Origin of the sequence: Alcanivorax sp. (assembly GCF_002726155.1) — a bacterium.
In the GTDB taxonomy this organism is placed as follows: Bacteria; Pseudomonadota; Gammaproteobacteria; order Pseudomonadales; family Alcanivoracaceae; genus Alcanivorax.
In genome coordinates, this window is sequence record NZ_PBSH01000008.1 from 43,045 (window position 1) to 57,302 (window position 14,258).

The 14,258-nt window shown below is 57.8% G+C and carries 13 protein-coding genes; 10 read left to right on the forward strand and 3 right to left on the reverse strand.

Translation table 11 applies throughout. The features are described from left to right. The first annotated feature begins 152 nt into the window (after window positions 1-152). From CL546_RS02750 to CL546_RS02770, 5 genes are all read left to right on the forward strand, one after another. Window positions 153-2,039, forward strand: a complete 1,887-nt coding sequence (locus tag CL546_RS02750) for an MFS transporter (protein ID WP_290492905.1) — start codon at window positions 153-155, stop codon at window positions 2,037-2,039. Between the two features lie 166 nt (window positions 2,040-2,205). After that, the gene (locus tag CL546_RS02755) at window positions 2,206-2,865 is read left to right on the forward strand and encodes an Abi-alpha family protein (protein WP_290492906.1); all 660 of its coding nucleotides are present in this window, start codon (window positions 2,206-2,208) and stop codon (window positions 2,863-2,865) included. Window positions 2,866-2,868: 3 nt separating this feature from the next. Then, on the forward strand, window positions 2,869-4,125 hold the full coding sequence (locus tag CL546_RS02760) for a DUF445 domain-containing protein (protein ID WP_290492907.1): 1,257 nt from the start codon (window positions 2,869-2,871) through the stop codon (window positions 4,123-4,125). A 154-nt stretch (window positions 4,126-4,279) separates the two neighbouring features. Further along, window positions 4,280-4,816 carry a cytochrome b gene (locus CL546_RS02765; protein WP_290492908.1) on the forward strand — a complete coding sequence of 179 codons (537 nt, stop codon included), beginning with the start codon at window positions 4,280-4,282 and terminating at the stop codon, window positions 4,814-4,816. A gap of 103 nt (window positions 4,817-4,919) precedes the next feature. Further along, entirely contained in the window at window positions 4,920-6,272 is a 1,353-nt protein-coding gene (locus CL546_RS02770) for an SPFH domain-containing protein (RefSeq protein WP_290492909.1), read from the forward strand. A 70-nt stretch (window positions 6,273-6,342) separates the two neighbouring features. Here the strand turns inward: CL546_RS02770 and CL546_RS02775 are convergent, their stop codons facing one another. Beyond that, window positions 6,343-7,623 carry an RDD family protein gene (locus CL546_RS02775; protein WP_290492910.1) on the reverse strand — a complete coding sequence of 427 codons (1,281 nt, stop codon included), beginning with the start codon at window positions 7,621-7,623 and terminating at the stop codon, window positions 6,343-6,345. Beyond that, a complete protein-coding gene (locus tag CL546_RS02780) occupies window positions 7,623-9,311 on the reverse strand; it encodes a molecular chaperone HscC (RefSeq protein WP_290492911.1) in 1,689 nt (562 codons plus the stop codon). Before CL546_RS02780 ends, CL546_RS02775 begins: the two co-directional genes overlap by 1 nt. A 49-nt stretch (window positions 9,312-9,360) precedes the next feature. On the opposite strand from CL546_RS02780, the gene arfB reads away from it, so the two are divergent. From arfB to CL546_RS02800, 4 genes are read left to right on the forward strand one after another with little or no spacing between them, the layout of a single operon-like run. Further along, a complete protein-coding gene (gene arfB, locus CL546_RS02785; RefSeq protein ID WP_290492912.1) occupies window positions 9,361-9,777 on the forward strand; it encodes an alternative ribosome rescue aminoacyl-tRNA hydrolase ArfB in 417 nt (138 codons plus the stop codon). Beyond that, window positions 9,777-10,460, forward strand: coding sequence for a lysophospholipid acyltransferase family protein (locus CL546_RS02790; RefSeq protein WP_290492913.1), 684 nt, complete (start codon window positions 9,777-9,779; stop codon window positions 10,458-10,460). Before arfB ends, CL546_RS02790 begins: the two co-directional genes overlap by 1 nt. After that, a complete protein-coding gene (locus CL546_RS02795) occupies window positions 10,444-11,061 on the forward strand; it encodes an START domain-containing protein (RefSeq protein ID WP_290492914.1) in 618 nt (205 codons plus the stop codon). The genes CL546_RS02790 and CL546_RS02795 overlap by 17 nt, the downstream gene beginning before the upstream one ends. Next, a complete protein-coding gene (locus CL546_RS02800; protein ID WP_290492915.1) occupies window positions 10,997-12,367 on the forward strand; it encodes a hypothetical protein in 1,371 nt (456 codons plus the stop codon). The genes CL546_RS02795 and CL546_RS02800 overlap by 65 nt, the downstream gene beginning before the upstream one ends. 70 nt (window positions 12,368-12,437) lie before the next feature. On the opposite strand, the gene CL546_RS02805 is transcribed toward CL546_RS02800, so the two are convergent. Next, window positions 12,438-13,037 carry a hypothetical protein gene (locus CL546_RS02805; protein WP_290492916.1) on the reverse strand — a complete coding sequence of 200 codons (600 nt, stop codon included), beginning with the start codon at window positions 13,035-13,037 and terminating at the stop codon, window positions 12,438-12,440. Between the two features lie 249 nt (window positions 13,038-13,286). Here CL546_RS02805 and CL546_RS02810 point away from each other — a divergent pair, with 249 nt between their 5' ends. Further along, window positions 13,287-14,243 carry an NAD(P)-dependent alcohol dehydrogenase gene (locus tag CL546_RS02810; RefSeq protein ID WP_290492917.1) on the forward strand — a complete coding sequence of 319 codons (957 nt, stop codon included), beginning with the start codon at window positions 13,287-13,289 and terminating at the stop codon, window positions 14,241-14,243. Window positions 14,244-14,258: the final 15 nt, after the last annotated feature.

A 14,258-nucleotide genomic window follows, 5' to 3' on the forward strand; every position in this document is an offset into this window, starting at 1 on the left:
AAACGCGAACGATGTTCTACATCACTGCAAATGTGGTGCCCGCGTTCATGGGCATTGGCGCGGGCAGAGCTTTCCAGAATCTGACAATCAGGATCGCGCTTTTAAACTTTAAACTTTGAACTCAAACCCGAACAAAAACCAAAGGCGAAAAAATGAAAAAAGGGTTGTTTTCACTATTGGCTTCACGGCGTTTTGGGCCGTTTTTCTTTACCCAGTTTTTGGGGGCCTTCAACGACAACGTGTTTCGTCAGGCGCTGATTCTGCTCATTGCTTCCGGGGTGGTTAGCACCGTCAGTGTTAACACCCTGAATAATGTCGCACTGGCACTGTTTATTGTGCCGTTCTTTCTGTTTTCCGCACTGGCTGGGCAAGTGGCAGACAAGTACGACAAGGCCACCCTGGTGCGCAAGATCAAGATGGTGGAAGTGTTCATCATGTCTGCTGCCGCAGTGGGTTTCTTTTTTGATGGCGTCTATTTTTTGCTGGCCGTGCTGTTTTGCATGGGCCTGCAATCCACCTTTTTCGGACCGATCAAGTATTCGATTATCCCCCAACACCTAACAGACAAGGAGCTGGTTTCCGGTAACGCGCTGGTGGAAATGGGCACCTTCCTGGCGATCCTGCTGGGCTCCATTTCCGGCGTGCTGCTGAAGATGGATGGCGTGGGCGATGGCGTTGTTGCCATGACAGTGGTGGGATTGGCGTTGCTGGGGTATTTGGCCGCCAGAGGCATCCCTGCCGCCCCGGCTGCGGATGCGTCAATCAGGATCAACTGGAATTTGTGGAAAGAAACCTGGCACATCGTCGGCTATGCACGGGAAGTGAAATCCGTATGGATGTGTGTGCTGGCGATTTCCTGGTTCTGGTTCATGGGCGCGGCCTATACCACCCAGCTCAAAGTCTATGTGGACGATTACCTGTTCGGCACCGATGGTTTGTACGCCCTGCTTCTGGGCACCTTTTCCGTGGGGATTGGTTTGGGTTCATTCCTGTGTGAAAAACTCTCCGGCAAACGGGTAGAGCTGGGACTGGTACCGTTGGGGTCCATTGGCCTGAGTGTGTTCGGTATCGATTTGTTCTTCTCCTATGCCGGGTTGGCGGGCGTGGGGCAAGTAACGGATAACACCATCGGCATTGCCAGTTTCCTGCAGCAGGCCGGCGGTTACCGGGTGTTGATGGATCTGTTGGGTATCGGGGTGTTCGGCGGTTTCTACATCGTGCCGCTGTTTGCCTTTATCCAGCACCGGGCCAACCCCAAACACCTGTCACGGATCATTGCCGCCAACAATATTCTCAATGCCCTGCTGATGGTGTTGTCAGCGGTGGCGGGGATTGTGCTGATCGGGTTGCTGGAACTGACTGTGCCACAGTTTTTCCTGGCCCTGGCGCTGACCAATATTCTGGTGGCCTCCTACATTTACACCGTGGTACCGGAATTCCTGATCCGTTTGCTGGTGTGGATGCTCACCCACACCATGTACCGGGTAAAACACACGGGCATGGACAATATTCCCGATGAAGGTCCCTGCATGCTGGTCTGCAATCACGTCAGTTATGTGGATGCTCTGTTGTTAGGAGGTGCGATTCGTCGCCCGGTCCGGTTTGTCATGTTTAAACCAATCTATGACATGCCTCTGCTCAATTATATTTTCCGCACCGGCAAGACCATCCCGATTGACTCGAAAACCCGCAACCCGGAGATTTACCAGCAGGCGTTTGAGCGTATCCGTGAAGAATTGGCTGCTGGAGAAGTGGTGTGTATCTTCCCGGAAGGCCGGTTGACCGAAGACGGTGAGATCGATGAATTCCGCGCCGGCATTGAGAAAATTGTCAGTGACAGTCCGGTGCCGGTGATTCCCATGGCCCTGTCGGGGCTGTGGGGGAGCTTTTTCAGCCACAAGGGCGGCAAGGCCCTGACCCGCCTGCCCCGCCGTTTCTGGTCGCGTATCAAACTGGCCGTTGGCACCGGAGTGCCTCCCCAGGACGTGCAGGCCAGTGATCTGCGTGAACGGGTGCTGGCCCTGCGCGAGCGCCCCTGATTCAGCCTGACGGGCAGGTCGGTTGCGTAAAATATACGCACAGTAACTTGCAGTCGGTTAAAAAGACCGGACACTCAATAATAAAGGGCGCGCTGTATCCTTTGCGGGTATTGATGGAACGTAAGCCAAGTGGCGCCCACAACGACAATAACAACAGGGAACGAATGTGTCTGACTCCCCCCTCTCGCCCGCTTCGCTGCGGACGCGAATCCAGCAGTTGTTGTTACAGCTGCCTCCGGTACAACGGGCAGACGCCCGTTACCACGAGGTGGAGCAGGAGCTGCTTCACGGCTTGAAGCAGCGCCTGGAATCGCTCAATGAGCCCGGCGAGCTGGAAGGCCCGCCACACAGCCTGCATGAATTGCTGGATGTGTCCATGGAGCAAAGTGTTTCCCAGGCCCAGGCCATGTTGTTGCAGCGCCAGCTGGAGCAGCTCACCGCGGATGAGGCACGGTTGCTGGCTGCGCTTTCTGACGGTAGTGCCTTTCCCTTGCTGACGGTACAAAGCGGTGGGCGTTTCTCCCGCGGCGAGGTGCTGCATCGTTATTCCAACGTGGGCCGGGCCGCCGGGATTCAGTGTAATGACTTTATTGCCCTGTACCTCAGCCGGCTGTTTGCCCAGGGCCTGGTGATTGCCAGTGCGTTTACCGAATCCCTGCGCACGGATTACGAGCTGTGCGAAGGCGATAGCGGTTTCCGCTCAGCGGAAGCCGAACTGAAAAGCCACCTGCCCAAACTGTCCACTCGCCGGGAAACCCTGCGAATCAGTCCATTGGGTCGTCAGTTGTGGACGTTGATGACCATCCCTGCGGACGTTGAGGAGTAGCCCGTGATTACCGATCTGGATTTGATTCTGGCCGACTTGCAGGCCAACTGGATACTGTACCTGTCCATGCCGTTTGTGGCGGCGGCCATTGGCTATGGCACCAAGGTGGTGGCCATCAAGATGATGTTCAAGCCATTGAAGTTTGTCGGCTGGCGTCCTTTTTTGGGCTGGCAGGGCATCGTGCCTAGCAAAGCGGCCACCATGGCAAGCATTGCCTGCGACTTGATGATGGAACGGTTGCTGAAACCGGAGGACGTGTTCAACAAGCTGGACCCTCACCGGGTGGCAGAGGAAATTCGTGATCCGTTAATCCGCTCGGTGGAAGACATCACCCGGGAAGTGGCGGCGGAATATCAGCCGGGCCTGTGGGAAGCGGCACCGGAATCCGTGAAACGGCTGATCATCCAGCGGATCCAGAATGAAGCACCCCACATGGTCGAACAGATCATGGAAGACATCAAAAGCAATATTACCCGGGTGTTTGACCTCAAGGATCTGGTGATCAATGCGTTGGTGCGTGACAAGGAATTGCTCAACCGGGTGTTTCTGGAAGCCGGCCATGTGGAATTCAAGTTCATCCGTAATTCCGGCATCTATTTCGGTTTTGCCATCGGCATTATCCAGGCGGTGGTATGGGCCTTTACCCATAATATCTGGGTGATTCCCCTGTTCGGGTTGTTCACCGGCTGGTTCACCGACTGGCTGGCGCTGAAAATGATCTTCAATCCCAAACAGCCGGTGCGCTATCTGGGCCTGTTCGAATGGCAGGGCTTGTTCCTCAAGCGGCGCAAGCAGGTTGCTGCCCGTTACGGTGAGCTGGTCGCCAGTGAAATCGTCACCCCGGCAGCGGTGATCGAAGCCATTCTCAAAGGCCCCATGTCGGACCGCCTGTTCGGTCTGGTGCAAAAGCAGGTGCAGCGGACCCTGGATGAGCAGTCAGGGTTGGCCAAGCCGCTGGTCGTCTTTGCTGTTGGCAGCACCAAATACCAGGAAATGAAACGCTCGGTGTCGGAAAAGGTCATGCAGCATTTGCCGGAAACCCTCAGTCACATGGAGGCGTATGCGGAAGAAGCCATGGACCTGAAAAACCTGATGGTGGAAAAAATGCAGGAACTCACCGAGGAAGAGTTTGAAGGGTTACTGCGCCCGGCATTCCAACAGGATGAATGGATTCTGATTACCGTGGGCGCGCTGCTGGGGTTCCTGGTCGGCGAGCTCCAGGTGCATGTGATGATCCACTTTGCCATTCCCGTTGCCTGACGCGCATATCGCAGACCGGCAACGCCGGTCTGCGTTTCGATCCATAGGGCCACAGTTCCTTTGCATATTATCTGCACATTTTCTTGTCATCCTTGCCAAATGATCATCAACAAATAATGCCAGGCAGCCACGCGCGACCTATCAGGAGAACACCATGGCGAAGGACGATACCCCGACACGTTACGGTAGCATCAGCCGATTCCTGCACTGGAGTATGGCACTGCTGCTGATCTGGCAGTTTCTCTCTGCGTTGGCACATTACGGATTCGAAGACACGGCGTTTGAATCGTTTTTCTGGCCCACGCACAAACCCCTTGGCTTGGTTTTGATTGTGTTGACAGTGATCCGGTTGGGCTGGGCGGTCATGAACCTGAGTCGGCGTCCGCCCTCTATTAACCTTGCGGCCAAGCTCGGACACCTAGGCTTATACGGTTTACTGCTGCTGATCCCCTCCCTAGCGTTGCTACGGCAATATGGTTCCGGCCGGGCGTTTAACCCGTTTGGGTTACCCCTGATGTCGGGTTTCGATGGCGACAAAATTGCCTGGATGGTGGAACCGGGCAACCTGCTGCACGGTGTGTTGGGTTGGGTGCTGCTGGCCATGATCGTCGGCCATATCGGTATGGCCCTGCTGCATCGCAAGCAACCCGGGCAGATTAATGTGCTGCCACGCATGTGGGGAAAGGACTGATTCGCAACGGTGTAACGACTTGCGAAATGTAAGACATTAGCCATTACCGTTATCAAAATTGCTCCGTAAAATACTCCCTTTTTAAAACAAAAATGGGGGAATCATGATTACGGAAAAATTGAAGGGAGCAATGCCGTTAGGGCGCGTTGCGGTTGGGGTTATCGGTATTCTGGCGCTGCTGATTGTTGCCAATAAATCTATTTTTTATGCGGAACCGGGTTACGTGTATCACGTGCGTACCATCACCGGGCAGGAAAAGGTGGTGTCGGATGTGGGCTATCAGTTCTTTCTTTTCGGCCGCTGGAATTCCTGGAAACGCGCCCTGACCGTGCAGGCGGTGCGCGGCGGCAGTGAAACCCTGGATTACGTGGAAGTGGAGAACTCGGAAACGTCGGCGGCCCTGCCACCACAGAACATCATGTTCCTGGATCAGGTGGATGCCAATGCCCAGGCTACCGTGCGCTTTACCATTCCCACTGATCAGGAAAGCTTTCTACATCTGGCCCATGAGTATCGTACGCCAGCGAATCTACTGCGCACGGCACTGATTCCTGCGTTCAAGGAAACCCTGCAAGCCAATGCGTCATTGATGAGCGCTGAAGAGTATTACTCCGGTGGGCGTACGGAATTCAATACCGAGTTCGAAAACCAGATGATTAATGGTATCTACATTGTCCGTCGTGAAGAAATAAGCCAGAAACGCGTGGGTGAAATCAAAGGCAGTGCCAACGTGGCCATGGGCACTGAACAGCAGGACTACGGCGACGATGCCAAGGTGATCTTCGTGGTACGCAAGATGCTCGACGATACCGGCGTGCCCCGCCGCAAGTCCCAGCGGTTTATTGATTATGGTGTCACCGTGGTGGAAGCCCGGGTGACACAGATGGACCCGAACCAGCGCTTCGTGGAACGCATGCAGCTCAAGCAGAAAGCCTCTGCAGACCGGGCCATCGCCCGCGAGCAACGGGTTCAGGAAGAAGAACAACGGTTGCTGGCTATTGCCCGTGGTGAGCGGGAAGTGGCTGAGCGCCAGGCGGAAGCCAAGGTAGACCAGATCCAGCGCACCACGGAAGCGGAAACGGAAAAGCAGCTGGCGATTACCAAGGCACAGAAGCTGAAGGAACAAGCGGAAATTGAAAAACAGACCGCAGAAATCAATTTGGAAAAAGCGCGGGTAGAAGCGGAAACACGTCGCACCCTGGCCGATGCAGAAGCTTACCAGAAGCGGGAAATCCTGCGCGCGGATAACGCCCTGGCCCAGAAGCTGGATGCCGAAATCCAGATTCAGAAAATCTGGGCGGAAGCTTTTGCGCAGCGCAAGGTGCCGCAGTATGTGTTTGGTGGTGGCAGTAACGGCACGCCCACCGGCGCGGATACGGAAACCAAGGCGTTTATGCAGATGCTGACGCTGGATGCGGCCAAGCGCTTGAGTTATGAACGGGACCTGAATAAGTAAGCTCTGCGCCGGGTTAGCTATCTACTAGCCCGGTGTTTCTTCCTGGCAGGGCGGGGAGCCTTTCCCTGCCCTATTCCGATTTGCGGTACAGAATCACATAGCTGCGGCTGATGCGGTCGTGCAGCAGATGCCCTTTCATAAAGGCATTCACAATAAAAATCACCTTCCACAAAATACCGGTCAGGCAAAATGCAATAATGCGCCCGACATTGTGTAATGGGTGCAGTCGCTGTAGCCGTCGATTGGTAACGCGCATGCCCAGCAATCGTTTCCCCGGTGTGGATTGCATCGGGCTGGATTCCATGAGCAGCGCCATCAGCAAATAGAGTGGTACGGCCAGTATTATGGCGAGTGGTGCGCCGCTTTCGTCACTGCTGCCGCCGAAACGGTGCAGCGCCTCGGCCACAAAAATAGCGCCGACCACCACCAGAAACATGTCCATGGCAAAGGCCAGCATACGCAGCAAATAGCCGCCCATGATCCCTTCCTCCGGCGCCACTTGCGGGGGTTTCTTTTTCTGTGCGAACACTCCCTGGCCACCGCGAACGGCCTTGATGGCGTCCTGGTTCAGCGGGATATCGTCGAGGATGCGAAAGAGTGAATCACAGGTGTCTTCACCAAAATCCTCATTCAGCCAGCGCCGCTGCCCTTCCCAGTTGAACAGCCCATTCAGGTAACGGACCACCGGGTACGACAGCGGCGACTGACCGGATTGCTGCCGTTCAGTCAGCACGGCAAACAGGGCGTGGCCAAGCCGGTGGTTAAAGGCGTCGTCCAGTATCAGTGATGTGCGGGTAAGAAAATGCCAGCGATCAGCTTGTTGCGCCCCCTCCGGTTGCTGCAGAAGCTCGCGGGCTTGAGCCAGCAGTGCTGCCAGCGTTTGATCCTGCTCATCGGTACTGACGACAGGTCTGTCAAGGGTATCCAGCGGGTCGGGTTCACCATCAACAGGAGGCGGTGGCGTGGGAGTGAGCTGCACTGACCAGCTGGCCTGCTTCAGCGTTTCGTCCGGTTCCGGGTCAGTGACAAAGGTGTCGTGGCTGGGCGGCGGGGTATGGGCTGGGCCCGGCACCAGTTCCGGTTCGGGCTCCGCTTCCGGCCTGGTTTCCATCGGTTCCTGGGGTGCGAGCGAGAGCGGTTCGCTGTGCCAGCCTTGCGGCGCCGCCGCCGGGGCGTCTTGCGATGATTGCTGTTCGGCCCAGGCCAGTGCCTGCTTGTAAGCTTGGTGCAGTTGCTGGAAACCCTGGGGATTTTCGTCCGGGCGGGTCTGTTTGAGTTGTTTCGCGTAGGCACGTTTGATCGCCCGCGCGTCGACGGTGGGTTCAATCTGCAGAATGTCCCAGGGCGGCATCAGAACCAGTCCTCGCTCTCCAGACTATCCAGCGCTTCTTTGACCTGTTTCTGGATACGCGCAATGTCCGCTGGGTTCTGATCGTCGAGGACTTTTTCAAACCGCTTCATGACGTCGGCGATGTACTCACGGCGATCGCCCAGGCTGGACTCATACAGGCGCTCGGCCCGGGCGATCAATGCGCGGTTGTCTTCGCCATCACGGGGATGAAATTTTAGCGCGGCGAGTTTTTCCCGGGCGGCCTGTTTTTGCTCGTCACTCAGGGCCCCTGGAGCGTGTTCGATCAGGTGGCTGTGGACCTGGCCGGTGGATTCCACGGTCACGTCCACTTCCAGTAAACCGTTCATGTCGTAACTGTAGCGAACATCCACCGCTTGCTCGCCTCGCTGGCCTTTGGGCACCCGCACATTCAGTTCGCCAAGAAAGACATTCTTTTCCACGTAGCGGTTTTCGCCCTGGTAGACCTTGATGGTCAGTTCGGTCTGGTCGTCGTAGGCAGTGCATACCTGCCGGGCAATGCTCACGGGAACCACGCAATTACGCTCGATGATGGGCATGAAATAATCGCCCAGCTTGCTGTTGTCGCGATTGATCACCCCGGTGCCCAGGGTGTACGGGCACACATCGGTCAGCACAACATCGTCCAGGGCTTCGTTGCGCATCATCAGGCCGGCCTGAATGGCCGCGCCCATGGCCACCACGGTATCCGGGTCCAGATGACAGGACGGCAGGCGGCCGAACATCTTGCCCACAGTGGAGCGGAAAATGGCCAGCCGGGTGGAGCCCCCCACCAGCACCACATCGTCGATCTTGCTCGGGTGGGTACTGGAATCGCGCAGCGCCCGCTCGATAGGGTGCTTGGCACGAAGTAGCAGCGGCGTGCTGACCTGGGTGAACCAGTCGCTGGTGACCACGTGCTCCACGGTCTTGCTGCCCAGGTCCAGCGACAGGGTCTGATCCGCCGGCCCCAGCTTGCGTTTGGCGCCTTCCATCTGCAGGTACAGTTGTTGCAGTTGTTGAGGCTTCAGGTCATCGCGACGCAGGGCATGCTCGCGCAGCACGTCGTCCACCATGGCATCGACAAAATCCTCGCCACCAAGGAAGTTGTCCCCGGCGCTGGCGTGGACTTCCATGATGCCGTCGAAAAATTCCAGCAGTGATACATCAAAGGTGCCGCCGCCCAGATCCAGAATCAGGAACAGGCCTTCCTGTTTTTCGTGCAGACCGTAGGCAATGGCGGCGGCGGTGGGCTCGTTGATTAACCGCTCCACTTTCAATCCTGCCAGCTCGGCGGCCTGCTTGGTCGCGTGGCGCTGGTTGTCGTTGAAGTAGGCGGGCACGCTGATCACCGCCTCGGTCACTGGCTCGCCCAGGTAGGCCTCGGCGTCATCCTTGAGCGAGCGCAGCACCAGCGACGACAGTTCCGTGGCGGAGAAAGCCTGTCGCCCCAGTTTGATCTTGTGATCGGTGCCCATCAGCCGTTTGAAAGCGGCCACTGTCCTGTCGCTGTGGTTGATCAAGCGTTGTCGGGCAGTTCGGCCGACGATCAGTTCGCCCTGAGTGTCCAGCCCCACCACCGAGGGGGTCAGGACTTCACCCAGCCGGTTCGGTATCAGTGTGACCCCCTCGTCCGTCCAGATGCCGCAGGCACTGTTGGTGGTCCCCAGGTCGATACCGATAATGGTCATGCGCGTTCCTTGTTGTTAGGCTGACAATCCCGTTGTAGCAGCCGTGGTTATGCTTCAAGTCAGCCGTAATTTACAGATTCCCGACAGCGAGATCGACCTGCAGGCGATCCGTGCTCAGGGCAGTGGTGGCCAGAATGTGAACAAGGTCGCTTCGGCGATTCATTTGCGGTTCGACATTCGTGCCTCGTCCCTGCCCGACCGTTACAAGGACAAGCTGCTGGCGTTGAGTGACCAGCGCATTACCACCGACGGCGTTGTTGTTATCAAGGCCCAACAGTTTCGCACCCAGGAAATGAACAAGGAAAATGCCCTGGCGCGGCTGGCCCAATTGATCAAAAGCGTGACCGTGGAGCAAAAGCCCCGCAAGGCTACGCGCCCGACCCTGGGCAGCAAACGCCGTCGCCTGGACAGCAAGACCAAACGCGGCAAAACCAAATCCCTGCGTGGCAAGGTGGACCCCCACTAGTGACCACCCTCATCGTGCGGGTGATCCGCAGTACGCTGGCGTTTGTTGTTCCACCTGTTGTGGGCATGGTGTTGTTTCTGTTGTGCGCACCGTTCGGACGTCGCCGCGCTGCCAATCTGGGTATTGCCGTGGTTACTCGTCTGGGGCTGGGCCTGGCGGGTATTCGCTTGTCGATCGAAGGCGACGGGGCTTTGTTGAAACAACGTCCGGCAGTATTCGTGATCAACCACCAGAGCGGTACTGACCCGATTATTGTGGCATCCCTGTTGCAACGGAACATGGTTGCCATTGCCAAACATGAGCTGCGTTATCACCCTTTGCTCGGCCCGCTGATGCGCATGCTGGGCACTGTCTTTGTGAAACGGGAACAGGGCATCGGCCCCCAGGTGCTGGCCCCCTTGCTGCCGGCCCTGGCTGACGGTTATGCGGTGGCGCTCTCGCCGGAAGGCCGACGCAGCCGCGATGGTACCCTGCAACCGTTCAAGCCCGGCGCCCTGTGGCTGGCCCAGCAGTCTGGCGCGCCGTTAATCCCGGTGGTGTTACACAACAGTGGCGATATTCTGCCGGCCAAAGGGTTGCTCATGCGTGCAGGTACCGTGCGCATAACGGTGCTGCCGGCTCAGCCCGCCACGCTGACGCCGGATCAACTACGCAAGGTCTTTGCCGATGCGCTGGCGCGGTAGGGTTCTACTGGTCAGTTTGCTGGCAAGCTTCGGCGCCTGGGCACAGGCGGCGCACCCGGTCACGCGCACGGCCATGCCGGGCCCGGACCAGTTTGAACTGCGGGCGGAATTGCCGGTGGCTCTCGCGGAGTTATTGCCTTTGCTGGAGCAGCCATGTCATGTACGGCAATGGATGCCGGGGGTGGACACCCTCACCATTCTCGAACGCCCATCTTCCACCCGAACGCTGGTCTACATGGCGCGCAGCGCCCCCTGGCCCCTCAGTGGTCGTGATGCGGTTACACTGTTTGAGCGCCACTCCGGCGACCCGGTGGTGTTGACCATGAAAGGCAAGCCCGATGCCTGGCCCGAGCAACCGGACCACGTGCGGGTACCGTTCACGGAAGGCAGCTGGTCCTTGCAGGCGCAACCTGAAATGGGCCGTACCCGCGTGGTGTACCGGCAACGGGTGAATCCGGGCGGGGGCATTCCACAGTGGCTGGCCGACCGGCTTGCCCCGGGACAAATGGAAGCGGCGCTGGCCGCGCTGGAGAATTATGTACGCGATCCGCAACGGACTGATTGCCCTGCTGCTGAGCCTGCCGCTCACGGGGCTGGCTGACACCGATTGTGAGACCGGTTTCTTTGCCCTGCAGCAGGCCCTGAAGCGTGCGGGTATCCACGATGCTCAGGCGAAGACGTTGCCCGGTTATCCCCATCTGGGCGTAAACCGCTGGTTGGCCTTCCTGCAACAGCAGGCGGTTACCGTGCCTCAACAGCAACAGTGGATTCGCCTGGCGACGGCCAAAGCCTGGCGGGATCAGACGCTACTGGCCCTGCGGCTGCCAGAGGATAACGCGACCTTTACCCCGCAAGCAGCGCACTTGCTGTTGAAAGCCTGCCTGCCGGTTCTGGCAGCGCGAACCGATTTTTCGACGCTGCCCCAGGCGCAGATTCCGGACAGCTATGCCACCTGGCTGCGCGTCGCCGGGCTCTACCCGCTGACAGCCTGGCTGGCTACCGGGTCCATCAACGATTATCACCAGGAGATGACCGCCCGTTTCCGTGAGCCGGCGCCACAACCGCGCCAGCAGTTTGCGCCCCCTGTGGGTGCCTCTGCACCGGTCGCTCCGAACGCGGTGGCGCGCAACCCTCTGCACATCCCCTTGCCGGATAACCAGCAACTGCAGGCGCTGATGCAACACTATGCGCCGGTATTGGCGGTGGCCGATACCCAAGCCTGGAATTTGCCCGGGCGCGTCGAGCTGGATGATGCACACGCGCCGGTGATCAATACTGCGGAACCGGTCACGTACACCTGGCAGAGCTGGACCCATTTCCGTGGTCAGCACCTGTTGCAACTCAACTACCAGTTCTGGTTCAGCCAGCGCCCGAAAAACGGGTGGCTGGATAGCTATGCGGGCACCCTGGACGGGTTGATCTGGCGGGTGACGCTCAAGCCCGATGGCCAGGTGCTGTTCTACGACAGCATTCACCCCTGCGGTTGTTACCACAAAATTTACCCGGTGGACCCGACGTTGACGCTGGCGCAGATCAAGGGCGATAAACCGGTGCTTTATTCGGAAAGAGTGGCTGATGCCCGCGACCAGCGCCTGGCATTGCTGCTGGAGCCCAATACCCACTATCTGGTGCGCGTTACCCGGGTAGACGATGGATTACCGACCTCGCCTTACTCGCTGGCTGATGCCGACACGCTGCGCGCCTTGCCACTTCCGGATGGCAGTGTGGGCAGCCTGTTCAATGCCGGTGGTCTGGTACCGATCTCGAAACGGGGCGAACGATTCTTTCTCTGGCCCATGGGGGTGCCGTCCGCTGGCGCCATGCGCCAACCCGGTGAACATGCAGTAGCTTTCAAGGGGCGGCGTCATTTTGATGAGCCGACATTGGCTGAGACGTTATTTGAATAGCAAGCGGGGATGATGAACGAGCCTTCTGCCTCTCTACGCAAAATGGTCAGAGGCAGAAGGACAAAGCCGTCTAGATGCCGTCCTCCGGGGAAAGGGTACGCTTGGCGAGATCGGCCTCACTTTTTTCCAGCCAGACAGGCCAGTATTTCTCGTATTTCTTCTGCACGCTGTCCTTGTTTTTCTGGTACCAGCTGAGCGATTTCTCCGAGTTCTCTACCCGTTTTGTGCCGGACACCCAGCCTTCGAAGCTGGACTTTTGCAGACTGAATTTGGTGTCGGGATCATTCTTGATCGGCCAGAGGGAAAAGCGGGCTTTCCAGGCGCCCATGCGAGGGGTGGTAATACTGTAGTAGTTCTTCCCAGCGAGTAGATTGGCTTCCATGAAGTCCGCCGCTTCGGAAACCACCATAAAGACGTGGTGCCCCGGCGTGGTGGTGTAAGACACCTTGGTGCCATTCTTGATGACGCCAATAAACGTAATCGTGTCATCGGTTACCTCGTACAGGGACGCCCCAATGGCGCTACCAACGAAGCTGGAGCGCATGAACACCACTTGCGCTTCTTGTGTGGCGGGCGGCTGGATGGTTTGCTGGCTGGAGAGCGCCATGGGATTGGCAGCGCAGCCGGTCAGCAGAGCCAGAATCATCAGTGATGCTAATCGAAAATACATTGAATTATCCCTTCCCTGTTATGAAGTGTTTTCTATTTGAGGCGTGCATGATCATAAAAACCCGGGACATTATGTCGAATAAGACCTCGGGGCTCTGTAGGAAATGGCTGATTTTAAGGGCGCGCGTATAGGAAGGCCGCGCCACTGACATAAACTTCCCGTCGCTTTGGCGCTATCGGATTGCTGCCATTCCCCCACCACTTGTTAAGCTTGGGGCCGCATCCACCCTCCACCCTTACGGAGCAAACCATGAAAGCTATTGCCACCACCGGCTGGGGCCTCAAGCCCGTCCTGTCCCTGATTGAAACAGACGAACCCGGTGGCCTGAAACCGGATGACGTGCTGGTGGCGGTCCATGCGGCGTCGGTGAATCCCAAGGACTGGAAGCTGAATTACAATTTGGCGGTGGCTGCCAGCCCGGTCATGGTCAAACACCTGCCGCCGCTTTTTGGTGATGACCTGGCCGGTGTCGTGGTGGACAAGGGGCGCAATGTGCGTGATTTCGAGATCGGAGATGCGGTCTACGGCATGGACATGCGCCTGCGCACCGCATCCCTGGCCGAACTGGCGCGCATTAGCCAGCGCCGCATTGCCAAAAAACCGGAGAACCTGTCATTTACGCAAGCCGCCGCCATGCCGCTGGCCGCGCTCACCGCCCTGCAAGGGCTGCGCAAAGGCAAGGCCGAGACGGGTAAAACCGTGCTGATTATCGGTGCCTCAGGTGGGGTGGGGACTTTCGCGGTGCAAGTGGCCAAAAATTTGGGTTTGCATGTCACCGGCGTGTGTAGCGGGCGAAACACGGATTTTGTTCGTGAGCTGGGTGCCGATGCGGTGATTGATTACACCCAGGGGGACTACCGCCAGTCGGCGGGGAGGTTTGATTTGGTCTTCGATGTGACGTCCTATGAAACCCCGCTGACCTGTGCGGCGTTGTTGGGCAAGAACGGCTACTTCATTTCCACCGGTGGCGATGGCAAATCCATGTTGGGCACCCCGCTCTATCGGTTGCTGGGTAAAAAAGCCGGCACGGTAGTGGTGGAATCCTACCGGCGTGACCTGGAAACCCTGAAGGCCATGGTAGAGGCAGGGTCTTTGACGCCGATTATCGACAGTACTTTTTCGCTGGCAGAAAGCGAAGCCGCCTATAACCGCAGCCGCTCCGGACGTTGTCGCGGTAAAGTGGTTATTGATGTGGCCAATGACTAGTCGCCGCCAGTCATT

Coding starts and splice junctions, on each gene's coding strand:
- CL546_RS02750 (WP_290492905.1), top strand. CDS start 153: ATGAAAAAAGGGTTGTTTTCACTATTGGCTTCACGGCGTTTTGGGCCG.
- CL546_RS02765 (WP_290492908.1), top strand. CDS start 4,280: ATGGCGAAGGACGATACCCCGACACGTTACGGTAGCATCAGCCGATTC.
- CL546_RS02770 (WP_290492909.1), top strand. CDS start 4,920: ATGATTACGGAAAAATTGAAGGGAGCAATGCCGTTAGGGCGCGTTGCG.
- CL546_RS02775 (WP_290492910.1), bottom strand. CDS start 7,623: ATGCCGCCCTGGGACATTCTGCAGATTGAACCCACCGTCGACGCGCGG.
- CL546_RS02780 (WP_290492911.1), bottom strand. CDS start 9,311: ATGACCATTATCGGTATCGACCTGGGGACCACCAACAGTGCCTGCGGC.
- arfB (WP_290492912.1), top strand. CDS start 9,361: ATGCTTCAAGTCAGCCGTAATTTACAGATTCCCGACAGCGAGATCGAC.
- CL546_RS02795 (WP_290492914.1), top strand. CDS start 10,444: ATGCGCTGGCGCGGTAGGGTTCTACTGGTCAGTTTGCTGGCAAGCTTC.
- CL546_RS02800 (WP_290492915.1), top strand. CDS start 10,997: ATGTACGCGATCCGCAACGGACTGATTGCCCTGCTGCTGAGCCTGCCG.
- CL546_RS02805 (WP_290492916.1), bottom strand. CDS start 13,037: ATGTATTTTCGATTAGCATCACTGATGATTCTGGCTCTGCTGACCGGC.
- CL546_RS02810 (WP_290492917.1), top strand. CDS start 13,287: ATGAAAGCTATTGCCACCACCGGCTGGGGCCTCAAGCCCGTCCTGTCC.